General features: G+C 68.5%; 20 protein-coding genes. 10 read left to right on the top strand and 10 right to left on the bottom strand.

Annotated elements, in window-relative coordinates; genetic code table 11:
* Positions 1–25 precede the first annotated feature (25 nt).
* From ACGHC0_RS13285 to ACGHC0_RS13260, 6 genes are read left to right on the top strand one after another with little or no spacing between them, the layout of a single operon-like run.
* Positions 26–1723, top strand: a complete 1698-nt coding sequence (locus ACGHC0_RS13285) for a glycosyl transferase family protein (RefSeq protein ID WP_368351450.1) — start codon at positions 26–28, stop codon at positions 1721–1723.
* Positions 1720–4905, top strand: coding sequence for an NfrA family protein (locus ACGHC0_RS13280; protein WP_415265820.1), 3186 nt, complete (start codon positions 1720–1722; stop codon positions 4903–4905). The genes ACGHC0_RS13285 and ACGHC0_RS13280 overlap by 4 nt, the downstream gene beginning before the upstream one ends.
* A gap of 58 nt (positions 4906–4963) precedes the next feature.
* Entirely contained in the window at positions 4964–5926 is a 963-nt protein-coding gene (locus ACGHC0_RS13275) for an alginate O-acetyltransferase AlgX-related protein (RefSeq protein WP_368351448.1), read from the top strand.
* Between the two features lie 3 nt (positions 5927–5929).
* Entirely contained in the window at positions 5930–7039 is a 1110-nt protein-coding gene (locus tag ACGHC0_RS13270; RefSeq protein ID WP_415265819.1) for an alginate O-acetyltransferase AlgX-related protein, read from the top strand.
* A gap of 10 nt (positions 7040–7049) precedes the next feature.
* The gene (locus ACGHC0_RS13265; RefSeq protein WP_415265818.1) at positions 7050–8627 is read left to right on the top strand and encodes an MBOAT family O-acyltransferase; all 1578 of its coding nucleotides are present in this window, start codon (positions 7050–7052) and stop codon (positions 8625–8627) included.
* Between the two features lie 57 nt (positions 8628–8684).
* Positions 8685–9332 carry an alginate O-acetyltransferase AlgF gene (locus ACGHC0_RS13260; RefSeq protein WP_415265817.1) on the top strand — a complete coding sequence of 216 codons (648 nt, stop codon included), beginning with the start codon at positions 8685–8687 and terminating at the stop codon, positions 9330–9332.
* On the opposite strand, the gene ACGHC0_RS13255 is transcribed toward ACGHC0_RS13260, so the two are convergent.
* The 9 genes from ACGHC0_RS13255 to ACGHC0_RS13215 all read right to left on the bottom strand — a co-directional run bounded on the left by ACGHC0_RS13255 (position 9322) and on the right by ACGHC0_RS13215 (position 18397).
* On the bottom strand, positions 9322–10764 hold the full coding sequence (locus tag ACGHC0_RS13255; RefSeq protein ID WP_415265816.1) for an AMP-binding protein: 1443 nt from the start codon (positions 10762–10764) through the stop codon (positions 9322–9324). The genes ACGHC0_RS13260 and ACGHC0_RS13255 overlap by 11 nt on opposite strands.
* An 18-nt stretch (positions 10765–10782) precedes the next feature.
* The gene (locus ACGHC0_RS13250) at positions 10783–11016 is read right to left on the bottom strand and encodes an acyl carrier protein (RefSeq protein WP_368351443.1); all 234 of its coding nucleotides are present in this window, start codon (positions 11014–11016) and stop codon (positions 10783–10785) included.
* A gap of 54 nt (positions 11017–11070) precedes the next feature.
* On the bottom strand, positions 11071–12243 hold the full coding sequence (locus ACGHC0_RS13245; protein WP_415265815.1) for an acyl-CoA dehydrogenase family protein: 1173 nt from the start codon (positions 12241–12243) through the stop codon (positions 11071–11073).
* A 93-nt stretch (positions 12244–12336) separates the two neighbouring features.
* Entirely contained in the window at positions 12337–13311 is a 975-nt protein-coding gene (locus ACGHC0_RS13240; protein ID WP_415265814.1) for a DUF4434 domain-containing protein, read from the bottom strand.
* 66 nt (positions 13312–13377) lie between these two features.
* Positions 13378–14355 carry a tripartite tricarboxylate transporter substrate binding protein gene (locus tag ACGHC0_RS13235; protein WP_415268417.1) on the bottom strand — a complete coding sequence of 326 codons (978 nt, stop codon included), beginning with the start codon at positions 14353–14355 and terminating at the stop codon, positions 13378–13380.
* Between the two features lie 38 nt (positions 14356–14393).
* Positions 14394–15257 carry an amidohydrolase family protein gene (locus tag ACGHC0_RS13230; RefSeq protein WP_415265813.1) on the bottom strand — a complete coding sequence of 288 codons (864 nt, stop codon included), beginning with the start codon at positions 15255–15257 and terminating at the stop codon, positions 14394–14396.
* Positions 15254–16423: a CaiB/BaiF CoA transferase family protein gene (locus tag ACGHC0_RS13225; protein WP_415265812.1), complete on the bottom strand. Its 1170-nt coding sequence runs from the start codon at positions 16421–16423 to the stop codon at positions 15254–15256. Before ACGHC0_RS13225 ends, ACGHC0_RS13230 begins: the two co-directional genes overlap by 4 nt.
* Positions 16424–16449: 26 nt before the next feature.
* Positions 16450–17448 (bottom strand): tripartite tricarboxylate transporter substrate binding protein, encoded by a 999-nt coding sequence (locus tag ACGHC0_RS13220; RefSeq protein WP_368351437.1) that lies wholly within the window; start codon positions 17446–17448, stop codon positions 16450–16452.
* Positions 17449–17533: 85 nt separating this feature from the next.
* On the bottom strand, positions 17534–18397 hold the full coding sequence (locus ACGHC0_RS13215; RefSeq protein ID WP_368351436.1) for an HpcH/HpaI aldolase/citrate lyase family protein: 864 nt from the start codon (positions 18395–18397) through the stop codon (positions 17534–17536).
* A gap of 75 nt (positions 18398–18472) precedes the next feature.
* Here ACGHC0_RS13215 and ACGHC0_RS13210 point away from each other — a divergent pair, with 75 nt between their 5' ends.
* The gene (locus ACGHC0_RS13210) at positions 18473–19402 is read left to right on the top strand and encodes a LysR family transcriptional regulator (protein WP_368351435.1); all 930 of its coding nucleotides are present in this window, start codon (positions 18473–18475) and stop codon (positions 19400–19402) included.
* A gap of 40 nt (positions 19403–19442) precedes the next feature.
* Here ACGHC0_RS13210 and ACGHC0_RS13205 read toward each other — a convergent pair whose 3' ends face one another.
* On the bottom strand, positions 19443–20060 hold the full coding sequence (locus ACGHC0_RS13205) for a YopT-type cysteine protease domain-containing protein (protein ID WP_368351434.1): 618 nt from the start codon (positions 20058–20060) through the stop codon (positions 19443–19445).
* Between the two features lie 1116 nt (positions 20061–21176).
* Between ACGHC0_RS13205 and ACGHC0_RS13200 the strand changes: the two genes are divergently transcribed.
* From ACGHC0_RS13200 to ACGHC0_RS13190, 3 genes are all read left to right on the top strand, one after another.
* A complete protein-coding gene (locus tag ACGHC0_RS13200; protein WP_368351433.1) occupies positions 21177–22874 on the top strand; it encodes an alginate lyase family protein in 1698 nt (565 codons plus the stop codon).
* Positions 22871–23395, top strand: coding sequence for a discoidin domain-containing protein (locus ACGHC0_RS13195; protein ID WP_368351432.1), 525 nt, complete (start codon positions 22871–22873; stop codon positions 23393–23395). The genes ACGHC0_RS13200 and ACGHC0_RS13195 overlap by 4 nt, the downstream gene beginning before the upstream one ends.
* A gap of 390 nt (positions 23396–23785) precedes the next feature.
* Positions 23786–24694, top strand: a complete 909-nt coding sequence (locus tag ACGHC0_RS13190) for a YopJ family acetyltransferase (protein WP_415265811.1) — start codon at positions 23786–23788, stop codon at positions 24692–24694.
* Positions 24695–25819 lie beyond the last annotated feature (1125 nt).

The raw sequence follows: 25819 nt of genomic DNA, 5'->3' as shown, positions 1-25819 counted from the left end.
CGTTTGCTGCACGGACCGAGCCGGCATGTCGCTGTACTGGCCTTACTTCTTCGCGGACTACTACCGCTGCCTGGAGATGCTCACGGCGGTCGTGAGCGTGGTCATCCTGCTGTCGAGCATCGATGACCTGTTCATCGACGTGTGGTACTGGACGCGGCAGACCTATCGCAGCGTGACGGTGCGGCGCCGGTACAAGCGCCTGACCGCTCAGGAGCTGCGCGACCGGCCCGAGCAGCCGATGGCCATCATGGTGCCCGCCTGGCTGGAGTACGACGTGATCGCGCCCATGCTGAGCAATATGGTGTCCACGCTGGAATACAAGGATTACACGATCTTCGTCGGCACCTACCGCAACGACGCCCGCACCATCGCGGAGGTGGAGCGCATGCGCCGCCGCTACCGCCAGTTGGTGCGCGTGGAGGTGCCGCACGACGGGCCGACCTGCAAGGCCGACTGCCTCAACTGGATCGTGCAGGCGCTCTTCCGGCACGAACAGCACATGCCGCAGCCGTTCGCCGGGGTGGTGCTGCACGACAGCGAAGACGTGCTCCACCCGCTGGAGCTCAAGTACTACAACTACCTGCTGCCGCGCATGGACTTCATCCAGCTGCCGGTCACCTCGCTGGAGCGCAGCTGGTTCGAAATCGTCGCCGGCACCTACATGGACGAATTCGCGGAGTGGCACAGCAAGGACCTCGTGGTGCGCGAGAGCATGTCGAGCATGGTGCCGTCCGCCGGGGTGGGCACGTGTTTCTCGCACCGTGCGCTGCAGGAACTGTCGCGCACCATGGACAACCAGCCCTTCAATGTGGACAGCCTGACCGAGGACTACGACATCGGCACGCGCCTGAGCCGCATGGGAATGAAGCAGATCTTCGGCAAGTTCGGCGTCGATTACGTCACGCGCCGCGTGGGCTGGTTCGGCCTGGGACGCGAGAAGACCGGCACGATCCAGATGCCCCTGGGCGTGCGCGAATTCTTCCCCGACACCTTCCGCACGGCCTACCGGCAAAAGGCGCGCTGGACGCTGGGCATCGGCCTGCAGGGCTGGGAGCAGGTGGGCTGGAGCGGATCGCTGGCGACCAAATACCTGCTCTTCCGCGACCGCAAGGGGCTGGTCACGTCCTTCATGGCCATGCTCGGCTACCTGCTGATGTTCAACTTCCTGCTCTTCTTCATCGCCGATGCGCTGGGCTGGTGGACCGTCTATTACCCCTCGGTGTTCTCGCCGGGCGGATGGCTCATGACGGTGATGGGCCTCAACGCCTTCGCACTGATGCTGCGGGTGGTGCAGCGCGCCTATTTCGTGACCAGCATGTACGGCTGGGAGCACGGGCTGCTGTCGGTGCCGCGCATGATCGTGGGCAACTGCATCAACGCCATGGCGGCGGCGCGCGCGTGGCGGCTCTTTTTGTCCAACAAGCTGTTCGGCACCCGTCTGGTCTGGGACAAGACGATGCACGACTTCCCCTCGGCGGACCAGCTGGTGCAGCGCCGCCGGCGCCTGGGCGAGGTGCTGCTGTCCTGGCGCGCGATCGACGAGGCCCACCTGGACCAGGCGCTGCAATTGCAGAGCGCCTCGGGCCGGCCCCTGGGCACCATCCTGCTGGAGAACGGCTGGCTCGACGAGGGCACGCTGGAGGAGGCGATTTCCTTCCAGCGCGAAGAGTCGGCCCATGCCGCAGAGTTTTCCCACGCCTCCCCGCAGGCCCGAACCGCATGAACCGACTGAGCCACCGCACGATCCTGGCGGTTTCCCTGGCCGCCCTGTGGCCCGTTGCGCCCGCCATGGCCACGGCCGGCCTGCAGCATGCCGCGACGATGGATGAGGGCCAGAACGATCCGCCGCTGCGGCTCGCCATGAGCTACAGCCTCAGCCTGCCGCGCCCGGCCCGCCTGCCCGACCTGCCGCAGGAACCGGTGGTCCACGCCGCCCACACGCTGCTGGATCCGCGCGACGCCATGGCGCGGCGCATGCGGATGGAGCTGGCGCTGCACGGCGATCCGGGCGCCGGACGCGGGCCGGCGGACCGCGAGGCGGATGCCGATGTTCCGCGTTCCGGCAAGGCCGACATCGTCGTGGATATGCCGCCGCCGCTGCCGTGGTGGCCGGCCCGCCTCTATGCCGTATCGAACCGGCCGCCGCCGGTTTTCCTGCCTGCAGAGCCGGTGGAGCCTGCCCGGCGTGCGCAGGGAAGGACCGAGCGCTCGCCCGCGACGCACGCCGATGCAGGCTCTCCGGCCGGGGCTCGCTCCGTGCTGCGCAAGCGCAAGGCCGCGCGCGGGCCGGTGCTGCGCGGCCGGGCCTGGCGCCTGGCCAACGAAGGCTACCGGGCCTATGCACGCGGCCGCTACGAGCGCGCCCTGCAGCGTGCCGACGCGGCGCTGCAATTGCGTCCGGACGTCGCGCGGCTGCAGTTGCTGCGCGTCTATGCGCTGCAGAAGCTGGGCCGCAACGAGGATGCGCTGCGCGCCGCGGAGCAGGCGGTGGCGCGGGGGGCCTCCAGTCCCGAACTGGAGGCGGCGGTGGCCAACCTGCGGCCCCAGCCTGCGGCGCAAGGCGTGGTCACCACGGAAGCGTACCGGCGCGGTTTTCCCGTCGCCACGCAGGCCTACGAACAGTACAACCGGGGCGACTACGCCCAGGCGGCGCGCACGGCCGAGGAGGCGGTGCGGCTGGACCCCAGCCAGGGTCCCTGGGTGCTGCTGTGGCTGGATGCGCTCCAGGACGGGCAGCGCTACGAGGATGCCATCCGCGCGGGAGCCGAAGCCATGGCGCTGGGCGCGCCGAACCGGGACGACATCGAGGCCCGCGTGCGGCTCGCGCGGCAGGCCATCGCCAACCGGCACGCGCAGAAGGCCTACGACGCCATCGCCCGCAACAAGCCGCTCGAGGGCGTGGCGGATGCCCGCGAGGCCGCGCGGCTGGCCCCGGACGTGCCCAGCCACCAGATGCTGCTCATCGGCATCCTGCAGAGCACCCAGGACATCGCTGGGGCGGAGCAGGCCGCCACTGCGGCACTGCAGGTGGACGAGGAGAACACCGCCGTGCAGTTGCTGCGGGCCTACCTGCGCCAGCAACTGGGGCGCTCCGACGCCGCCCAGGAAGACATCCAGGCAGTGCTCGGGCACGACTGGATCGACGATGCGCAGCGCCGCGACACTCGGCTGATCGGCGCAGACCTCGCCCTGGCCGCGGGCCGGCCCGCGCAGGCGCTCGCGCTGCTCGACCCGCTGCCCGCGGACGATGCGCAGGCGGCCGCCCGGCGCGCACGTGCCGGGGAGGCCACGCGGTGGGGCCGGTCGGCCGTGCCGGGCGACGTCACGGCCTATGCGCCGCTGCAGATGTGCCGCGAAACGCCTTACGGCACCACCTGCGAACTGCAACCCTGGGATGCACCGGGCACTGACAATCCCGCCGCGCGTGCCTACGCGGCCTACGGGCAGAAGCGCTATGCGGATGCCATCGTGCTCGCGCGCAAGGCCGTGGCGGAGCAGCCGGCCAACGCGGCCAACCAGAACCTGCTGACCATCGCGCTGGCCGCGGGCGACCGTGCGGAGCGCCAGGAGGCGCTGCAGCGCCTGGACGCCGCCCTGCAGGCCCAGCCCGCGGACGCCACGCTGCTGCGGCAGCGCGCGTACCTGTACCTCGCCGAAGACCGGCCGCAGCTGGCGCTGCAGGATTTCGTGGCGGCGCGCAGCACCGGCGAGGCCCCGGCCACCAACGTGCTGGACGAAGCCTATGCCACCGCGGCCACGGGCAACCGCCCCGCGGCCGCCGCCATGCTGCGGCAGGCCATCGACGACGCGGACGCCGGCAAGCTGCCACTGGACGCACAGCAGCGCTTCGACACCCGCAGCGCCGTCGGCAACTTCTCGCGCGAATGGGGCGTGAACGCTTCGGTGGGCTATCGCGGCGCCCGCTCGGCATCCAATGCCCTGGTCGGCCAGCCCGTGTCGGTGCCCGGCGATTCGGTCTTCTCCACCGCCGAGGTGTACTGGAGGCCGCCGCAATTCCTCAATTCGAGCAACACCACCTTCGATGTCTATGGCCGGGTGTCGAATACGCTGCGCAGCGGCACGGACGTGACCGGAGCCCAGGTGGTGAGCAATCCCTGCGGCGGCACGATCGATGTCGCCGAGACCCGCACCCGCGGCGTGTCGGGCCTGCCGTCCACCACCGGTGCGATCGGCGCGCGCCTGACCCCGTCGGCGGCCACCAACCTGACCTTCGGCATCGAGCGGCAGTTCCTGCTGGGCAGCGCGTCCCGCAGCGGCGCCCTCAACCCCGCGGCGGACGATGTGCGCTGCCAGCTGAACAACCAGGCCAGCGCCGTCAACTACCAGTCCAGCCGGGGTACCGGTGGCTGGCAGGCCTACATGCTCTACGGCTTCTACGACGGCACGGGCCTGCGCCTGGACGCGAGCGACTGGTTCACGATGGAAGGCTACCTGCAGGCCGGCTACACCCTGCTGGACACGCCCGTGCGCTACGCCGTGCGCAACACCTCGGGCGATGTCCTGGCCACCGGGGAGGGCCGCCTCAAGCGGGGTCAGGGCTTCGTCGCCGGGGAGGTGCGCGCCGGCCGAAGCTTCCTGACACCCTACAGCGACCGCCTGGTCATCTTCCCGCACGTCAGCGTGGCAGCGGACTGGTATTCCAACCGCAACCGGGCCTCCGGCGTTCCGGTGGCAGGTTTCGGCTCTTTCGACCTGGCGGGCAACGGCCGTTCCTGGTCGGTGGCGGCCGGCCCCGGCGTGAACTTCCGCTACTGGCTCGCGGGCGACCGCTACACCGCCCAGCGCTCGCATATCGACTGGAGCCTGCAGTACCGCGCCAACCTCGGCGGCGGGGACGCGAGCCGCGCGCGCGGCGTGTTCATGAACCTGTCCTATTCCTACTGAAACCTTCGCCATGACGACGAATCCGTCCGCTTTCCCGGCATGTGCTCCGTGCCGTTCCTTGCGCCGGCGCTCCCTGCTGGCCTGGCCGCTGGCGCTCGCGTTGCCCGTCGCCGCCCAGCAGCAGGCTGCGACGCTGGCCGTGACGGGCAGGGACAACTACCTGTTCGCGGGCTGGGGCAATGCGGCCGTGCCGGACTGGGCCGGCATCGACGCCACGGTCACCCGCGTGGCCGACGTGCGGCGCAGGCTGGCGGCGAAAGGCATCCTGCTGGTGGCGCCCGTGCTTCCGGACAAGATGGTGATCTACGAGGACAAGCTGCCCGAAGGCATGGCCCTGGCCCCCGAGATGCGCACCCGCTATGCGCGCATCGTCGAGAAAATGCGCGCCGCGGACATTCCCACCTTCGACGACGAAGCGCCCCTGCGCGCGTTGCGCGCGGCGGGGCAGCCCGTCTATTACCGTACGGACCAGCACTGGGCCCAGCCCGCGGCGGACGCCACGGCCCAGGCCACCGCCGACCTGATCCGCAGCCTGGTGCCGAAGCTGGCCGGCGATCCGGGCACGGGACTACCGCTGGGCAGCCTCTCCAACGAGCGCCGCTACGGCGACCTGGCGGACCGCTTTCTCTCGCCCGAGCAGCGCAAGGCCGTCGGGCGGGAGACCTTCACCGTGCGCCGCGCGGTGGAAGCCGACAGCCTGCTGGCCGACATCCCGGCCCCCGTGCACGTGACGGGCAACAGCATGGTGCAGCCGTACTTCGGCTTCGCCCAGAAACTCTCGAACCTGCTCGACCGGCGTGTGTCGGTGAACTGGAAGCCGGGTGACGTGGGCTTCTGGTCCGTCCTGATGGAGTACCTGGAATCGGAAGGCTTCCGCAGGCAGCCGCCGCAGGTGCTCGTCTGGCAGCTGTTCGAGCCCAACTTCCACCTGGGGCCCGATGCCCGCGGGCTCTGGGACGGCCCGGCGCTCATCAGCGACGCGGACTGGAACCGCAGGCTCCAGGCCGCGCTGGGCGGCTGAGCCATGGACGCACCGCAGACGCCCCCGGACGGCGATCGCTGGGCCGGCCACCGGTGGTTCGCCGTCGCCGTGACCCTGGTGCTGGCCGCGGGCTGTGCCTGGAGCGCGGCACGCCTGGCCCGGATGCAGATCGATCCGTCCGAATGGCAGCCGGACCACTGGGTGGACGGCCGGGCCGGCAACCAGCTCAACCGGGCGCTGGGCACGCTGCCGGGCCAGGGCCGCATCGACCTGTGGAGCGCTGCGCTGCGCTACCGGCTCCTGGGCGACCTGGGGCCCCAGGTGCGGGAGGGCTGCCCGGACTGGCTGTTCTACCGCGACGGCCTGCAGCCGCAGCCCGGCCAGGGCGATGCCTTCTCGCAGCGCCTGAAGCTCATGCGCCACTGGACGGGGCGGCTCGGCCAATCGGGCATCCACACCGTGGTCGCCGTCGTGCCCGACAAGTCGCGCATCGAATCCGCGCACCTGTGCGGCCTGGAGGTGTCCCGGCCCCTGCAGGCGCGGCTGGATGCCTGGCAGCAGGCGCTGGCCGCCGGAGGCGTTCCCTTCGCAGACCTGCGCCCGGCGCTGTCCAGCCTGCCGCAAGCCTTCTACCGCACGGATGTCCACATGGCGCCCCGGGGCGCCGAGGCCGCGGCGGCGCGTGCGGCCGAGGTCGCGCTGCCGCTCCTGGGAGGGCCGGGCGGCCAGGTGTTCGAGGCACAGCGGGGCACGGCGCCGGAGCCGCGCATGGGCGACCTCATCGTGCTGGCCGGCCTGGAGCATGCGCCGGACGGCTGGCGTCCGCCCCTGGAGCGGGTCGTCCCAGAACACGTGCGGCCAGTCCACGCGGGCGGGCTGCTGGACGAAGGCCCGCAGGCCGAGGTGCTGCTGCTGGGCGACTCCAACGGCCTGCGCAGCGATTTTGCGGAGCGCCTTGGCCGCCGGCTGGGGCGGGAGGTGTGGAACCAGAGCCAGGATGGCGGCTATTTCTCGGGCGCGATGCTCTCGGCGCTCGCGCGGCAGGAACGCTGGCCCGCCAGCCTCCGGCTGGTGGTCTGGCAGTTCTCCGAACTCTCGCTCTCGCTGCCGCTGAGCGCCGAGGAGCGGCGCGCGCTGGCCGCGCTGCCCTGAACGAGCCGCCATGCTGTTCAACTCCTACCTGTTCCTCTTCCTCTTCCTGCCCGTGGCGCTGGCGGGCTATTACGCGCTGGGCGCCGTCCGCCTGCGGTGGGCGGCCCTGTGGCTGTGCGTGGTGTCGTTCGTGTTCTACGGCTGGTGGAACCCGCGTTTCGTGCTACTGCTGGCGGCCTCGATCGCCTTCAACTACCTGGTGAGCCTGCTCATCGTGCGCAACGCACCCCGGCCCCGCCTGCAGTGGTGGACGGTGGCCTTCGGCATCGCCTGCAACCTGGCGCTGCTGTTCCACTACAAGTACTTCGCCGCGCTGCTCGGCCTGCTGCGGGAGTGGGGCGTGGGACAGGGCCCGGTGGAGGACATCCTGCTGCCGCTGGGGATCTCGTTCTTCACGTTCACCCAGATCGGGTACCTGCTGGATTGCAAGGCGGGCATGGTCAAGTCGCCCAGCCTGCTCAACCACACGCTGTTCGTCACCTTTTTTCCCCACCTGATCGCAGGGCCGGTGCTGCACCACAAGGAGATGATGCCGCAGTTCGCCGACGCGCAGAACTACCGGTTCCGGGCGGAAAACCTGTCGATCGGCGGCACGCTGTTCGTGATCGGGCTGGCCAAGAAGGTGCTGCTTGCCGACACCATCGCCCCCCATGCCGATGCAGGGTTCGCCGCGCCCGCGCAACTGGGGTTCTGGGGCGCCTGGGGCGCCAGCCTGGCCTATGCCATGCAGCTGTATTTCGACTTCTCGGGCTATTCGGACATGGCCCTGGGCCTGGCGAAGATGTTCGGCATCCGCTTTCCGCTGAACTTCAATTCACCTTTCAAGGCACCCTGCATCATCGAGTACTGGTCGCGCTGGCACATGACGCTCACGCGCTATCTCACCGCGTACCTGTACTACCCCATGGCCATGCAGCTGTCGCGGTGGCGCAGCCGGCGCGGCCTGCCGGTGGGCTCCGCGGGCAGCCGCACGCCCGGCGGCTTCGCGATGATGATCGCCGTGCCCACGCTCTACACCATGGGCCTGGCCGGCATCTGGCACGGCGCGGGCCTGCAGTTCTTCATCTATGGCCTGCTGCACGGCAGCTACCTGTGCGTGAACCACGCCTGGCGCATCGTTGCGGGTGGGCGCATCGCGCCCTCCAGGGCGTGGAGCCGCTGGCTGTGGCGTGCCTTCTGCGTGCTGCTGACCTTCGTGGCCGTGATGGTGGCGCATGCGTTCTTCCGAGCCGCCCATGTGCAGGATGCACTGGACCTGCTGCGCGGCATGGCCGGCCTGCAGGGCGTGGAGCCGCTGGGCAGCGGGCTGGAGCTGGCGTGGTCCGGTGAACTGCCGTGGCGGGTGCTTGCGGGCCGGCACCTCCTGGCGGTGTACCTGCCGCTGCTGCTGGCCATCGTGTGGCTGGCCCCGAATTCGCACCAGATCCTCGGGCACTTCTCGCCCGCGCTCGCGCGCCCGCAGGAGGCCCGGCCGGCGTGGATGGGCTGGCAGCCGAGCGCCGCGTGGCTCGCCGCCACGCTGGCCGTGCTGTTCCTGTGCCTGGCCAACCTGCACCGGGAAACGCGCTTCCTCTATTTCCAGTTCTGATCCACGGACCCGCACATGCCTGCTTTCCCTCTCTTGTTTCGCCGACTGGCCGCTGCCTTGTCCCTGGTCCTCGCCACGGCCGGTGCGGGTGCCCAGGAGGGCGTGCTGTCGCAGCTCTATGCCGCGCGCCCGCCGGCCGGCGCCGCCTTTGTGCGGGTGGCCAACCCCTTGCCCGGCGCGCTGCTGGTGCGCGTGGCAGAGGGGGAGGCCCAGCGCATCGGCGGAGAAACACCTGCCACCAGCTACGCCATCGTGGGCGGCGGCAAGGCATTCGCGGTGGTAGTGGATGGCCGGCCCGCGGCCAGCCTGGAGGTGCGGCCCGGCAGCTTCAGCACGCTCGTGCTGCGCCGCGAGGGCGGCAAATACGCCTTCACCCCCATCGACGATACGACGGACACGCAGGATGCCCTGAAGGCCGAACTGCGCTTCTACAACCTCGCGCAAGGCTGCGGCACGGCGCAACTGGTGCTGTCGCCCGCAGGCACGCCGGTGTTCCGCGACGTGGCCCCGGACACCTCGGCCGCGCGGCAGGTGAACCCGGTGCAGGCCCGGCTGTCGGCACGCTGCGGTGATGCGGCGGCCACGGCCGCCCGGGCGCTGCCACCGTTGCAGGCCGGCGACCACCTCAGCCTGTTCCTGACCGGGCCGGCGGCCCGGCCGGTGCTCGCCATGCAGCCCAGCCGCACGGACAGCGTCAGGCGTTGAGCGCCTGGTAGATCTCCGACAGCTTCGCGCGGTCGATCTTGTAGTTGACCGACACCGGCAGGCGCGCGCAGGGCAGCAACTCGGTGGGCAGCATGTAGTGCGGCAGCCGCGCGGCCAGCAGGTCCTTCCAGCCCTCCAGTTCCTCCGGCAGGGCGGCCGTGCCGTCGTCGCCGGTCTCCACGAAGGCGACGAGGCGTGCCACCGTGCCGTTCGGCCGGCGCAGGGCCACGGCGGCCCCGGCGCGCGCGCCCGGCAGCGTGGCCAGCGCGGCGTCCACTTCCAGCAACTCCAGCCGGTAGCCGTTGAGCTTGATCTGGTCGTCGATGCGGCCCTGGCAGAACAGCATGCCGCCTTCCGCCTCCGTGCCCAGGTCGCCCGTGCGGAACCCGCGCTGGCCGTCGCGCACGAACATGCGGGTGGCATTGAGGTCCGGCCGGTTGATATAGCCCCGCATCACGTGCGGACCCACGATGCAGAGCTCGCCGCCATCGCTGTACACCAGCGAATCGCGCTTGGCATGCCCGATCGGCATCACCGCGTCGGTGGCCAGCAGCGCATCGTCCACGCGCAGCAGCGTGGTGGCCACGGTGGCCTCGGTCGGGCCGTAGGTGTTGAGGATCGGCACGCCGGGAAAGCGCTTGCGCAACTGGCGCGCCAGCGGCACCGGCAGCGGTTCCCCGCAGAACAGGAAGGTGCGCAGCGAGGGCAGGGCGGCCTGGGAGAACGCGGGATTGATCAACTGCTGCTGCGCGAACGATGGCGTGGATACCCAGGTCGTCACCCGGTGGCGCGCGATGAGCGCCGACACCTCCTGCGAGGAGGCCGCCCGTGCGCGGTCCAGCATCAGGATGCTGCCCCCCAGCACCAGCGTGCCGAACACGTCGTAGAGCGACACGTCGAAGCTGAACACCGTATGGTTCAGGAAGACCGGCGCCGGCCCGAGATCGAAATCCAGCCGCATCCAGTCGATCAGGCCCCGCACCCCCTCGCGCCCGATCTGCACGCCCTTGGGCTGCCCGGTCGTGCCCGAGGTGAACATGATGTAGCCCAGATCCTTCTCCGCCAGTTCCGGGGCGGGGCCGGGGCGGAGCACCTCGAAGCGGCCGGCGGCGGCATCGAACATCAGGTGGGCATCGAGCGTGCCGATGATGCTGCGCAGCCGCTCGGCCGGATAGACGGCATCGACCGGCACGAACGGGGCCTTCAGCATCAGCGCGCCGGCCAGGGCCACCATGAAGGCGGCCTCCTTGTGGCCGCGGATGACGATGGGCGCACCGGCTCCCAGGCCCAGGGCCCGGGCTTGCCCGCACCAGGCCGCGGCTTCGGCCTGCAGCGCCTGCCAGCTCAGGCTGCGGTCGTGGGCGATCACGGCCAGCGCATCGGGCCGCACGGAGGTGTCCCGGAATTCCCCGGAGTCGAAATCGAAATGCATGGCGGCCGGCGGCTGCGTTCAGCAGTGGGCCGCGACGTAGGTGGACAGCGTGCGCAGCGAGCGCAGGTGCTCCTCCACCTCGGTGATCGGCACCGTGCAGCCGAACCGCCCCTCGATGGCCAGCATGAGATCGACGGCAGCGACCGAGTCGAGCAGGCCGGACTCCAGCAGCAGCGTATCGGGAGAGACTTTCTTGAGCACGGCGGCCTGGATCATGTCCGCCAGTTGGGCTTCGATTTCGGAGGGGGTCATGGTGGAGGAGGGCGGTATCGGTGGACCAGGCGGGAAGAAAAGACGGCGGCGGACTCAGATATCGCGCCCGAGCGGCACGCCCAGCGCGATCGGGGCGATGTTGCCGAGAATGCGGTCGTCGTTGACCATCACCATCGCGGAATGGGCATCGCGGATATGCCGGCTGAGATAGAACTCGCCGGCATCGTCCATGTAGCCCTGGATGCCGCAGATGCGCAGCGCGATGTCGGTGATGCGCACCACCAGCTCGGACGCGCCCACCTTCAATGCGTTGTAGCTCACCAGCCGTTCGTGGGCAGTGGCCCGGGCCGCCGCATCCTCGTACAACGCGACGTTGGCGGCCAGCAGGGCGCGGAACTGCTGCACGAGGCTCTCGCCCTCGGCCAGCCGCAGGTTGGCGACGGGGTTTTGCGGCTGCCCGCTGCGGTTGCGCATGCGCAGGAAGGCCCGGGCGCGCGACAGCGCGGACACGGCGATACCCAGCCAGACGGCACCCAGCAGGATATGGGAGGTCGGCAGCATCGCTTCGGACATCGCCTGGGCAAAGGAGCCGTCGAAGACCTGCTCCGCGCCGCATTCCGCATGGAGGTCGAACCGGTCGGTACAGGCACCGCGCATGCCCATGGGATTCCAGCGGCCCTGGGGCGTGAGCCGGAACTGCTCGCGCAGGACCGCGACCAGCTGCTGGTCGGAAGGGGCGGCATCTTCCGCGCGCCGCGCGGACACCAGGATCACGTCGGCAGCACGGGCATAGGAAATGACCGAGCCCTGCTTGTCCAGATGGAGGGCGTCGCCCCGGCGGTCCAGGAAACAGGCGCTGGTGCGGATGGAGCCTCCGGTGGCGCCTTCCGTGGTGGCGGACGCGACCACGTACTGTTCCCGTGCCATGCGCCCCAGCAGGTCCTGGTGCCATGCGCTCTCGCCGGCCTGCCGCACCGCCACGGCCGCCTGCGAATGGTGCATCGCGAAGATCAGGCCGGTGGAAGCGCACGACTCCGACAGTTCGCGGCAGAGGTTCGCCACCGCGCGCAGGGACCATTCCGGGCCGCCATGCCGGCGCGGCACGAGCAGGCCCAGCCACTCGCGGCAGCGCAGGCTGTCCAGCGCCTCAGTGGGCAGGCGCCCCTCCCGGTCCACGGCGTCTGCGTGGGAGGCCGCGACGGCGCAAGGCGAAGGGCTGTCCGGCGCGCCGGGCACGGCATCGGCGGTGGTGTCTGCGAGGCCCATTGTTTTGTCAATTTCTGCGTTCCATCGATTTTCGATAGTTTTTATTGATAAGACAATAGCCTGCGGGCCGACGGACCGCATGTTTGCGCCAGCTCAACGTCCCTGTTGCCATTCCAGCCACAGCTGGCGGGCTTCCGGGGTGTCCCCGAGCATCCAGGGATCGACTGCGAAGGCGATGACCCGCTCGGCGCCGTACGTCCGGGCGACATCCATTTGCGCCCGCACCCGGGCGGCCGTCGCGGCACGCGCGCGGAAGGCGTCGCCCGTGCCTGGTTCCGGCGGCAACTGCTCGAACAGTTCGATGATCAGGTCGAAGGGCACGCCGCGCTGGCGCAGCAGAGCGCGCAGCGGTTCGAGCCCCGCATAGTTGCCCATGCCGGCCACGCCGACCCCGTCCTGCAGCATGGGCCGCAACGCCACCTTGTCGAGGATGTCCGTCCACAGGGCGGTCAGGGTGCCCGGCGTCTGCAGCTTGCTGAAGAAGGTGGACACCGCCAGCGGCGCGTGGCTGCCCGCGCCCGCGGCGATGGCCTGCAGCCAGGGCACGAGAAGTGCCCGGCGCTCGGTGGTGGCCCAGTTGTACTGGTCCAGTTCATAGGGCAGGTACCAGCCACGGAATCCCTGCTGGCGGGGCCAGGGCGCTGTCGCCAGGTACTGCAGGCAGCGCGCCTGCGTGGCCGCGAGGAAGGCCGGCAGCGCGCCGGGATCGCGGGATGCGAGCACGGTCCACCATCGCTCGTCGTAGGGCAGGCCCACGCGGATCCCCATGCCCTCGCGCCCGGCCTCGTCGAACAGCATCGCGATGAGCGCATCCGGCAGCGCCCAGGGGTGCGCGCCGCCCTCCGTGGCACTCCACTGCAGCACGATCTCGTCGCAGCCCAGTGCCCGCGTGGCCCGCAGGCGGCGGCGCCATTCCTCGGACGACAGCGACTCGTAACTTTTCCAGGGCTGCAGGAACGTACCCTGGAAGCGATCCGGGGACGTGGTGCAGGCAGTGGCCAGGGCAGAGGCCGCGAGCAGCAGCCAGGTGCGCCGTCCGAGCGGCGGCATGGGCGTGGAAGAGGGCATCCGGGACTCCGGAGAAGGGAGATCCGGACAGCATATCCGCGCGCCCTGTGCGGCGCGCCTCCAGGCTCAGTTCGCCGTGATGCCGTTGGTCTTCACCACCGCGTCCCAGCGCTTGCGTTCCGCGTTCACGAAGTTCTGGAATTCCGCGGCGGAACTGCCCACCGGCGTGAGTCCCAGCGCGTCCAGGCTGCTGCGCACGTCCGGCAGCGCCAGGGCCTTCTGCGACAGCTCCTGCAGGCGTGCGATCACCGCCGGCGGCGTGCCCGCGGGCACGAACAGGCCGTTCCATTCCATCACCTGGTAGCCCTTGATGCCCGCTTCCTGCACGGTGGGCACCGCGGGCAGTTCCTTCATGCGGGTGGCGGAGGAAACGGCCAGGGCCTTGAGCTTGCCGCTCTTGACGTAGCTGAGGCTGGAGGCCGCGTTCGCGAAGTACACATCGACCTGTCCGCCCATCACGTCCATGATGGCCGGCGCGCCGCCCTTGTAGGGCACGTGCACGGCATCGAACTTCGCGTCGATCCGCAGCAGTTCCATGGCCATCTGCGCGAGGCTGCCCGGCCCGTAGGAGGCGTAGGTCAGCTTGCCGGGCTTCGCGCGCGCCGCGGCCACGAAGTCCGGCAGCGTGTTGTAGGGAGAGGAGGGCGCCACCACGAGAATATTGGGCACGCTGATGATCTGCGACACCGCCACCAGGTCCCTGGCGGGATCGAACGGCAGCTTGCGCAGCGCCGGGTTGATCGCGAACGACGACGCATCGAACAGCACCGTGTAGCCGTCGGGCCGGGCCCGCGCCACGGCCGCGCCGCCGATGGAGCCGCTGGCGCCGGGCTTGTTGTCCACGATCACGCTCTGCCCCGAGACCTCGCCCAGGCCCTTGGCCAGGATGCGCGCGGCATTGTCGGCGCCCCCGCCCGCGGAAAACGGCACCACCAGCGTGATGGGCTGCTCGGGGTAGGTCGCGGCCCGGACGGCGCCATGGGCCAGCGCGGCGGCTGCGGCCGCCAGCCAGATTGCCTGCTTCATCTGCTTCATCTGCTTCATCTGCTTCATCTCCTCGGTCCTTTCTTGATGGGAAAAACTCAGTCGCCGAATCCGTACAGCGCGCAGGCATTGGTGACCAGCACCTGCCGGCGCAGGGCCGGATCGGGCAGCCAGCGCGCCAGCAGCCGCAGCAGCAGTTCCGGGCCGGGGCGCCGTTCGCCTTCGGTCACATGGGGCCAGTCGCTGCCCCAGACCAGCCGCCCGGGCACCTCGCGCACCCATGCCTGTACCAGCGCCTCGCAATCCGCGTAGCCTGCTCCCAGGCCCTGCGTGCTGTTGAGGTACGGACCCGACAGCTTGACCCAGGCCCGGCCGTCCTGCACCAGGTCGCGCACCAGGGAAAACGCGGACTGCGCCTCGCGTCCCGTCCCGCCCGCGCGCGCCATGTGGTCGAACACCAGGGGGCAGGGCAGGCCGCCCAGCAGGCCGCGCTGCGCCACGATCTGGTCGGCCCGCCAGTGCAATTGCAGGTGCCAGCCCAGGGCATGGATGCGCGACGCCAGCGGGCGCAGCATGTCCAGCTCCACCGCGGCGTCGCGGTCGGAGTGCAGCGAAAAGCGCAGCCCGCGGATGCCCCCGGCATGCAGCGCCTCCAGTTGCCCGTCTGTGATCTCCGGCCGCACGACGGCCACGCCCCGGGTCCTGTCCGGGCCGAGCGCGCGGATCGCGTCCAGGGTGGCCTGGTTGTCCACGCCGTGCGCCCGCGGCTGCACCACGACCGCGCGGGTCAACCCCAGGCGCGTGCGCAGGCGCAGGTAGTCCGCGGCCGTGGCCGCGGCCTGCATCGCATGGGGCGCTGCCACGGGAAAGCGGCCGTCGAACACGTGCAGGTGGGCATCGCAGGCCCCGGCCGGAAGTTCCAGCACCTCGGGCAGGCCGGGCAGGGCCGTCGTGCCGTTCATGGCGTCTCGTCCGGGCCCAGCCCCTGGCGGATCGCATCCGTGTGCTGGCCGAGGGTCGGCGCGGCGAAGGCCTGCGGGCCCGTCGTGCGGCCGAACTCCACCGCGCCGGCGAATCCCCGGTAGCCTCCCAGCACCGGATGGTCGAAGCGGGTGATCATGCCCTCGGCCTCCACCTGAGGATGCGCGAACATGTCCTCCACCGCCCGGGCGGCCGCGCACGGCACTTCCTCGCCGAACAACTCCTCCCATTCGAGCGCGCTGCGCCGGGCCAGGGCCTGCCGCAGCACGGGCACCAGTTCATCCTTGTGCTGGGCGCGCTTGCGCACCGTGTCGTAGCGCGTATCCGCAGCCAGGGCATCCAGGCCCGTCTTGCGGCACAGCGCGGCCCAGAAATGCTGCGTATTGGCCGAAAGGTACAGGTAGCCCTCGCGCGTGGGGTGCAGGCCGGTGATGCCGCCCGAGCGCATGTCCCGCCCCACCTCGCGCGGCTCTCCGTCCGCCCACACCAGCCGCGCCGACTGCATGGTGAGCGCGGCCCGCAGCAGCGACACGCCCACGTGCTGGCCGAGGCCGCTGCGTTCACGCTCGTACAGCGCCGAGGCCACGCCGCCGGCCACCAGCGCCGACGCGTAGTAGTCCACGACCGATCCGTACAGGATCTCCGGCGGCCCGCCGGCCTTGCCCTGCATCGCGCACATCCCCGTCATGGTCTGCAGCACCTGGTCGTAGCCCGCCTTGGCCTTGAGCGGCCCGCGGCTGCCGTAGCCGGTCACGCTGCAATACACCAGCCGTGGATTGATCTGTGCCAGCCGCTCGAACCCGATGCCCAGCCGCTCGGGCACGCCCGGGCGGAAGTTGTGCACCAGCACGTCGGCCTCGCGGGCCAGGCGCAGGAATGTCGCGTGGTCGGCTTCCTGCTTCAGGTCCAGCACCATCCCCCACTTGCTGCGGTTCACGCCCAGGAAGGCCCGGCTCTCGGCCTCCAGCGTCGAGGGGTACTTGCGCAGGTTGTCGCCGTCCGGCGGCTCGATCTTCACGACCTCCGCGCCCTGGTCCGCCAGCAGCGAGCAGCCATAGGGGCCGGCGATATAGGCGCTCAGGTCGAGCACGCGCACGCCGCTCAGCGGGCCCGGGGAGCCCTGGCGCCCGCCTGGTACGAAACTCATGGATTCCATCCTCCTGGTTCAGCCGGTCAGTCGGCGACGATGTTGCGGGCCTTGGCCAATTGCTTCCAGCGCGCGAGGTCCTGCCGGATCACGTCCCCGAACTGCTGCGGCGACAAAGGGGTGGCGATGGCGCCCTCGCGCAGGAACTGGGCCTGGATGCCGGGCTTGGCCAGCACCTGGTTCACGGCCTGGTTCAGCAGCGCCACCGTGGCAGGCGGCACCCCGGCCGGCGCCAGCAGGCCCCACCACAGCTCGAACTGGTAGCCGGGAATGGCGGTGGACATCGGCACCAGTTCCGGGGCGATCGGACTGGGCGCCAGGCTGGTGATGCCCACGGCCTTGAGCTTGCCGCTGCGCACCATCGGCAGGATCGACGGACCGCTGGAGATCAGCATCTGCGCCTGGTTGCCGATCACGTCCGTCACGGCGGGCCCCTGGCCCTTGTAGGGCACGTGCACGATGTCCATGCCGGGCACCATGGAGCGCATCAGTTCGCCCGCGAAGTGGTTCACGCTGCCCGTGCCCGAGGTCGCGTAGTTGAACTTCCCCGGATGGGCCGCGATGGTACGCAGCAGTTCGGCCGGGTTGCCGGCCGGGAACTGGTTGTTGACCGCCACCACCAGCGGCCCCTTGGCCAGCATCGCCACCGGCTGCAGGTCCCTGGCGGGATCGAACGGCAGGCTGGCCTGCATCGCGGCGTTGGTCGTCAGGCTCGAGGACACCGCCACCAGCGTGTAGCCGTCGGGAGCGGCCTTGGCCACGAACGCGGTGCCGGTGGTGCCACTGGCGCCTGCCCGGTTGTCCACGATCACCGGCTGCCGCAGCAGGTCGCCCATCTCCTTGGCCACCTGCCGGGCGAACAGGTCGTTGGAACCACCGGGCGGGTAGGGCACGACCATGGTGATGGGGCGGCTGGGGTAGCTGCCTTGCGCCCATGCGGGCAGGGCGGCGGCAGCCATCGCGGCGGCTGCCGCCATCGCGCAGGTGCGCCGCAGCGCGCCGCGGCGGGAATTCGTGTCGGCCATGTCGTGTGTCTCCTGTCTCTTTGTGTCGTAATGGTTGCCTGCCGTTCGCGGTCCAGCAGGGCCGAGCCTGGCGCGGGGTGGCAGGTCAGCAGAGCCCTGCGGCGCGCGCGGCTTCCACCGTGCGCTGCGCCCGCAGCACGAACGGCCTGTCCACCATCTTCCCGTTGACCACATAGGCGCCGACACCCCGGGCATCGGCGGACTGCGCGGCTTCCAGCACCTGCCGGGCGGCGTCCAGCTCGGCGGCCGACGGCACATACACCGCGTTCGCCATGGCGATCTGGCTGGGATGGATGCAGGTCTTGCCCGCGAACCCGAGGCTTCTGGAGAGTTCCGCCTCGGCCTGGAAGCCTGCGGCGTCCTGGATGTCGGCGAAGGCACCGTCGTAGGCATCGATGCCGGCCTCTGCCGCGGCCATGCGCACGGCGAACATCGCCTGGGCGATCGCTTCGCGGCAGCGGCGGGCCACGCCGAAGGGCTCGAACAGGTCGCCCAGTCCCAGCTGCAGTGCCCGCACGCTCGGGTGCGCGCCGGCCAGCTCCGCAGCAGTGCGCAGGGCGCGTGGCGTCTCGATATTGAGCAGCAGGCCCGGAGCGTCCGCCATGCCGCGGTTGCGGGCAGCCTCGGCGATGGCCTGGGCCGCCTGTTGCACCGCCGCGGCGCTCGCCGGCTTGGGCAGGTTGATCAGGTGCACGCCGGGATGTACCGACGCGGCGATGTCGGCCTCGAAATGCGGCGTGTCCATGGCGTTGACCCTCACGATCACGGTCTTGCCGCCGCCATCCGGCGCCAGCGCCTGCAGGAAGTCATGGAGCAGGGCGCGCGCCTCGTCCTTGCGCGCTTCCGCCACGGCATCCTCCAGGTCGAACGACACGCCGTCGGCCGCACTGCGCAGGGCCTTGGGGAACAGCTCCGGCCGCGATGCCGGAACGAACAGCTTGCTTCTCATGCGCCCATTGTTGGGCCGTGGAAAGCATAGATAAACACATGCAATATTTCTTCAGAAGATAGAAAATATTGCTTTATGGAAACCAGCTACTTGCAGAGTTTCATGCTGGTGGTCGAGACCGGCTCCATGGCCGAAGCCGCGCGCCGGCTGAACCTCACCGCCGCCGCCGTGGCCCAGCAGATGCACAGCCTGGAGCGCGAATTCCAGGTGCCGCTGCTCGCGCGCGCGGGGCGCACCGTGGCACCGACCCCCGCGGGCCACCGCCTCGCACGCAGCGCGCCGGTCCTGCTGCGCGAACTGGGCCAGGCCCGGGCGCATGTGAACGATGCCGGCGCTTCCGGCGAACTCGCGATCGGCACCATCAACACGGCCCTGCACAGCCTGCTGCCGGACATCCTGGCGGATTTCTCGCAGCGCCTGCCCCACGTGCGGGTCTTCCTGCAGTCGGGCACCACCCAGCAGCTCTACCAGTCCGTGCAGCAGGGCGGGCTGGACGCCGCCGTGTGCCTGCACCCCAGCTTCACCCTGTCCAAGACCTTCGGCTGGGCCCTGCTGCGCGAAGAGCCCCTCGTCCTGCTCGCGCCGCGCCACCTGGCCGCGCAGGACGCGCACGAACTGCTGCGCACCCAGCCGCTGATCCGCTACGACCGCAGCCTGGGCGGCGGCCAGATGGTGGAGCGCTACCTGCGCGAGGCCGGCATCGTGCCGCAGGAGCGCTTCGAACTCAGCTCGCTCGTGGCCATCGCCATGATGGTGGACCGCGGCCTCGGCGTGGCCGTCGTGCCCGACACCGCCCTGGACTGGCCGGACGGCCGCAGCGTCGTGCGCCTGCCCCTGCCCGGCGCCAGCCAGTCACGCCGCTTCGGCATGCTGTGGCTGCGTTCCTCGGCGCGGCTGGCATTCGTGCAGGAACTGGTGGCCTGCGCACGGCGGGTGGTGGAGCGGCGAGGCGGAACCCGGGCCATGCCGCGGGTGGTCCCGGGTTCTGCAGCAGCAGGCGAATGACAACTGGTGGAATCCACCGGTCCGCTGCAGCCGCACGCGCCTAGCGCAGCGCCAGCACCTCGACTTTCGTCAATGGCATGTGGCTTGCCATTTCATCCACCATGGGTGCCAGTTCGCCATGGGCGACTTCAAATTCTCCCAGTGCAGGATCGAAGGTAATCATGCGCCCATGCCCGACATCGGCAAAAGCAATCGCATGTGCTTGGGATCCTGATTCCATGACCAGAACGCCGCGCCCTGCTGTCGCCATCAGGCGGGCTGCGTCTTCTGAGGACCGGCCCCCGGTGTCAGGTTTCCAGTCCAACTGCAAACCTTTCATTCCCGCAGCCTGCAAGATACTGATTTCTCCGGCGTTGTCGACCGCCTCGTCGTAAGCGTGATGATGTTCCGCGCTGTAGAGGCCATGGGCGATACGCGCATGCACCGTGTTGTCGAAGGAGGCCAATCGGGTCAGCCGCTCTTCCGCGCCACCGGAGGTGATCCTCCGGCCGTCGATCATCTGCAGCCACTGGAGTGACAGGCCGACACAGGCAGACTGCCCATCGATTCCATGGGTGCTGAAACATTTTTCCTGATCGAAGCGCGCGGTAACCCGTGCATAAGCGAACGCAGAAAGCTTCTCCCACTCCGGATGATCCAGGTCGATCGGGTCAGGCATCCTCGCCCCGATCATGATGGGTAACCTGGAGGCTGCCTGCCCGGGGCCTGGGCAGGCAGAAATCAGTGATCGGGAGGACACCGGGGGCGGGAGAGCCTGGGCCGGCGGCATGTGGATGCGGGACATCCCGCTGCGCGGTGGCAGCACTCCACCCAGCGGCCGGAGGTTGACCAGCGGCTGGGGAATGCCTGGTGGCAGCGCCGGTGCCCTGCTCGATTGCGAATGTCGTGTGTCCTGGATATCGGCGTCGTGGCCAGGCCTGCGGGTCAATCCAGGCGCAGCCCTGGTGGCAGACGGTGTGGTGGTGGTTGTCATGGTGATTTTGGCGAATGTTCATTCATGCCTGTGGATCCGAGGCACGCTCTGAAAACATTCTTGGCCAGGCAGCGTGATTTGCCATTCATGCTGCGCGAAACGACAGCGGGACATGCGAAGAGGCGTCCAGGCAGGGATTCCCCCTTGCGCCGCAGCACGCCAACTCTTGCCCTTGTATTTGGCCTTGCCGTTGTGGGCGTCGCGATTGCTCGGCACTTGCCCCTGGCATTTGGCCGCCGCCCTGGTACGAGGGCTGGTCACTGTCGATAATGGAAATTATTAAATTTATAAATAAAAATCATGCAAATTGGCGCAAGCAGATAATTATTGGTGGCATTTATCAAAGTGGATTTTCAGTAGATAAATTGCTTGTCCATCCGGACATGGATTGCGGCCCCCAATGCCAGAATCCGCCCGTCCCGGTCGAAAGGGGCCCCGCGACTTCCACAATCATTCCAACAAGGGAATTCCATGATCCGATGAATCCATATTGCCGCAGCGTCATTCCTGCTGTGCTCGTCCCTGCTTGCCGGGTGCGGTGGAGGGCAGGGCGCCTCCATCTCGGCCGGCGCCGAGGCCGCCACTGCCGCCGAGCCGTCCGCCGGCACGGAATGCCCGCAGGAGACGAAGAGCATCCAGGCCGGGCCAACCGTCCAGGCTCGCGTTTTCGCCCATCCCGGTGCGCCGCTCACCCGGGCGGATCTCGAGGCGCTCAGGTCGCACGTCGATCAGGGCCGGGAGCCCTGGAAATCCGCCTTCGGCCTCCTGTCGAAGGACGGCAAGGCCCAGTTGACCTACCGCATGCATGGCCCGTTCGCCAAGGTGAGCCGCGCCCCGAACGAGAATCTCTGGCCCTGGCGCGATGACATGGTCGCCATCTGGAACCTGTCGCGGATGTGGTATTTCACCCGCAACGAAGACTATGCGAGGAAGGCTCGCGAGATCCTGCTGGCCTGGGCCACCCGGCACACCGAGTTCTCCGGCCGCGAGTCGATGCTCGACCTGGGCGACTATGCCTACATGTTCGTGGGTGGCGCGGACATCCTGCGCGGCACCTGGCCGGGATGGAGGGAATCCGACACCGCCACGGTGAAGAAATACTTCAAGGATGTCCTGATGCCGGCCTCCAACCCGTATGGAGAGAACCAGTTCGGGGCGGCCAACAAGGGCGCGCTGGCCCTCGTTTCCCTGGGGCTGCTGTCCATCTTCAACGACGATGCGCAAGCCCTGGACAAGGTGGTCTACCAGGCCCGCACGCTTGCGCACATCGGCCTTCGCAATTCCAACGACATCGGGATGCTCGGCGACACCCTTCGTGACCAGGGGCACGCCTATGGGCAGTTGCGGTCGCTGACCATGCTCGCCGAGGCGCTGTGGAAGCAGGGCATCGACATCTATTCCGACCTGGACGACCGTCTCCTGGCAGCGGGCGAGTATTTCGCACGGGTGAACGAACTCGTCCCGACGGCGGCACTGCCCTTCGGCACCACGGACCGCTACTACGCTTCCGACGCCACGGGGCACGGCTGGCGCGGAGGCAACGGCGGCAATATCACGCTCGAGCAGATCCACGCCGCCTATGTGCTGCGCAAGGGACAGCAGGCACCGTTCATCGCCCGCAGGCGCCTCTGGATGCCGGTGGACGGCACCAGCTTCATGTTCCTCAAGGAGGCCGATACGTCCGAGGCAGCGTCCGCACCGGCACTGGCCTTTCCGGACACGGCATCGGTCACTTCAGGCTTCGCCAGCGCCGACATCGGCGGCGCCAGTCCGCCCGGAACGGCCACCTACGCCGGCGGGAGATGGACGGTCCAGGGAGCGGGCTCCGACATCTGGGCAGACAGCGACAGCGGCCATTTCAGCTACAAGGCCATCTCCGGCGACGGCACCATCATCGCCAAGGTCGAGTCGGTGCAGAACACCGGCACCGCGGCCAAGGCGGGCGTGATGATGCGCACCGGCCTCGAGCCGGGCGCGCCCCGTGCGTGGATGGCGCTCACCAGCCGCAGGCAGGTCGAGCAGAACATGGCGAAGCTCGTCGTCTATGGCGGATCGTATTACGCGAACAAGGCGCACGACCTTCCCGAAGGGGCGTCGTCGTACTGGGTGAAGCTCGAGCGCATCGGCAACATGATCACCGGTTATGTCTCTCCCGACGGCACCAACTGGGCCGCCACGGATGTCGGCCGCATCGATGCACCGGTGCCCGACACGATCTATGCGGGCCTGGTGGTGTCCTCGAACGCCAACGGCACGCTGAACCGTTCCACCTTCAGCCATGTCCAGATCACCGGCGGCGACGGCGGCGCGCCCGCCACCGTCCCGGAAGCCCCCGCCATGCTGCTCGCCTCGCCGGGCGCGACGGCGCCGTGCCGCTGCGCTGGCAGGCATCCTTCGGCGCCACCCGCTATGCGGTCCATCGCGCCACCTCCAGCAGCGGTCCCTACCAGGTCATCGCGCCGAGCGTCGCGGGTACCCGGTACACGGACACCTCCGTGAGCAATGGCGTGACCTACTACTACACCGTCACCGCGGCCAACTCCGCCGGCACGAGCGGCAACTCGTCCCAGGACAGTGCCACTCCGGTAAATCTCCAGTCCGTGGTGAACATCTCCGTGGGCGGCACGGCATCGGACAGCGCGGGCAACGCCACCAATGCCGGGAACGCGTTCGACCACAACTCCGCGACGCAGTGGTTCCACCCGAGCACCACTGGCTGGCTGCGGTACGACCTCGACCGCGCACGTGCCGCGGAGCGTTACACCGTGACCAGCTCCTTCGACAAGGTGGCCCGAGACCCGAAGGATTGGCAGTTCCAGGGCTCCAACGACGGAGCGACCTGGACCACGCTGGACGTGCAGGGCGCCCAGCAATTCGCAGAACGCTACGAGGTCAAGACCTATGCGGTCGCGCAGCCGGCGGCCTATCGGTACTACCGGTTCAACATCACGGCCAACAATGGGGACGACACTTTCACGGATCTTGCGGAGCTGGGGTTGATGGCATCTGGCAAGCAATGACGGGAAGGGGGTAAAGGGTAGGGGACGGGTACTGATGCGAGCTGGGCAACTGCTGAGAACAAGCTCGAGAACGCGGCGATGTCCTGCTCTTCGCGAAAGCGGGCATGGCTTCGCATGCGAGACGGCGTTTCGAGTGACTGTTGAGGAGAGTATCGGCTTCCATTCAAGGAGTCGAACATGGGGGGCTGCATTTCAGGATTGGGCGGAAGCTCGGGTAGGTCACGGCACGCTACGGAAGCGGCGGGGGGCACCAGTAACCTGGCCGGTCATGCAGGGCGGGTCTATGGGGCAGGTGCGGCCGGCGGGCACCTCGAAGAACTTGAGGGCCTGAATCCCGGTCGTTCAGCACGGCCCAATGCAGAGACCAGTTCGCTCGCACCAAGGCGGCCATTGGCGGACGATCTCGACAATATCAAATCAATCCTGGGCGATTTTCGGTCCATGGGAGCCATGCTCGACCACATTGACATCCTCCAGCTGGACGCGGCCATGCTGCCGATCGCGGTCAGGGCTGAAAATGCACGCTCGGCCCGGAAGGCTGCGATGGCGGGCGATCCGCACTTGCCATTGCACCATTTTCCCGACCTGCATGCGTTCTGCGACGCCATCGGTCGCGGCGAATTGACCGCTGGACGCGCCATATTCCGGCTACGGCCGGACCGAGAACATGTGGTGGCGGCAGATATCAAGACACTCGGGCAGACGACTTCGATACTTATCCCTGAGCCCGTGGACCATCCTTCAACGAGGGAGCTGTTGCGGACGAGCCTCGCAGAAATGGCAAGGCACCTGCCGCCCCATGCATCGATCAAGGTGCTCGTTCACGATTCCCAGAAGAACAAGGTTGACTGCCCCATATTCGCGTTGCATGCGGCTTCCAAGATGGTTTGCGAGCGTGGGTTTCTCGACGCGCACCATTGGGACAACGCAAGCGCCCCGGGGTCCCAACGCATCGTCGATGCCCATGCCATCATGCCTCCCGGTTTCTTCAAGCATGCCCAGTCGATAAGCGCTGTCAAGAAAGCTTTCGCGGACAGGCCTGCGGAACTGCACCAGCCGATCGGCAACCGCAGTGATGAGAGTCTGCTTCAACGCCTGGAAAGGAACCGCGCACACCGAATGGACATCAAGCGGGAGATCAATACCTCCAGCGAAGAAAAGCGCATGACTTACCTGGACCGTGCGCGTCAATATGTCGAGGATGCACCCGACCGCGAAGTGGATGAACTGACAGCGGCATGCGCCGAAGCCGCGCCGGACTGGTTCCAGGCATCCCGGGCCGCAACCGCCGGCGAGTGAACGGCCCGGTCGGTGCTTGCGCTCGGTTTCCTGATGCATCGTCCATCTTCCAAGTCGAGCGCTGGCCACGGGACAAGGCCCGGAAACGCCTGATAAGCTGGGCGCGGGCGTCAGCGCCGAGCCGCAAGTGCCAGCCGCCACTTTACTAGATACGATGTATATTATGTCAAATAACAAGTGTTCTACGGGCTGAAGGTTTGGCTGACCACCTTGAACTCGCAGGAAGCTGGGTGGATGCACTAGAACTTTCCCGCCTAAGCCCTTGATTTCCGGCGGAACTCCTGTTCCGCCGCTGCGTGAGAAAAGAGCTACTGCAAGTACGGGTGGGAACGCTGAGATATCGCACGGATGAGTGGAAAGACCCTTGATGTAGGTGTCACCTGAAGCGCCCAAAGCCGCGGGGCCAGGCCTTCCGCGGCTTAAAGCAACCTACAGTGAGTTCCGGCTACGCCAGCAGCAGCTTAGTTGGGTCCCAGTCGACCTGCAACGCTTTATGGTTTGGGGCACGCTGCCGAGCTAAAACCAGCCGTGGCAGCCAGCCAACTTTCAGGCCGTTTCGTTACAAGTAGGGCGCCTTTAGCCCTTGGGAGCGCGCGTGCGCCCTGCCCTGACTGCTTCTCCGAACTGCATCAGCGCATCGGCGACCCAAGCTCGGGGAAGCTCGCGAAGCAACGCTCTTCGTGCCTCCAAAGAGATTGTCCCGGGAGGCGGCAAGGTTTGGTATGCCGTCATGTGCAGTGCCGTTGAGGGCCAACGTCCCGACAAGGTCCCGGTGATTCCCATCTGTCCAAACACCGCAAGCCCTGCGGCGGCCACCGGACATGCGAACTCAAGGCAGTAGTGGTGATTCTGGTAGCCGTACTTCTCCTGCAGTGCGCAGTCCCTGTGCTCGCCGAGTATGGTGTCCCAGAGAACTGCCGCTGACTCATAGACTTGCACCATTTCCCAGTACTCAAGTCCTCGACGGTGAACGCGAAGGAGCAGGCTTTCGCCTTCCTCGTCGGGCCGGTAGCGGACACCGCGTTCCAGCTCTTCGTATGCCAGCACATCACTGGGAGCGGGACGCGGCCAGCGCCCGTCATGGCTCGGTGTGACCTTGAGCCCCGTCAGCCAATGTTCAGGCTC

The organism is Acidovorax sacchari (assembly GCF_042847045.1).
Classification (GTDB): Bacteria; Pseudomonadota; Gammaproteobacteria; order Burkholderiales; family Burkholderiaceae_C; genus Paracidovorax; species Paracidovorax sacchari.
This window is presented reverse-complemented; position numbering and strand designations above follow the sequence as displayed.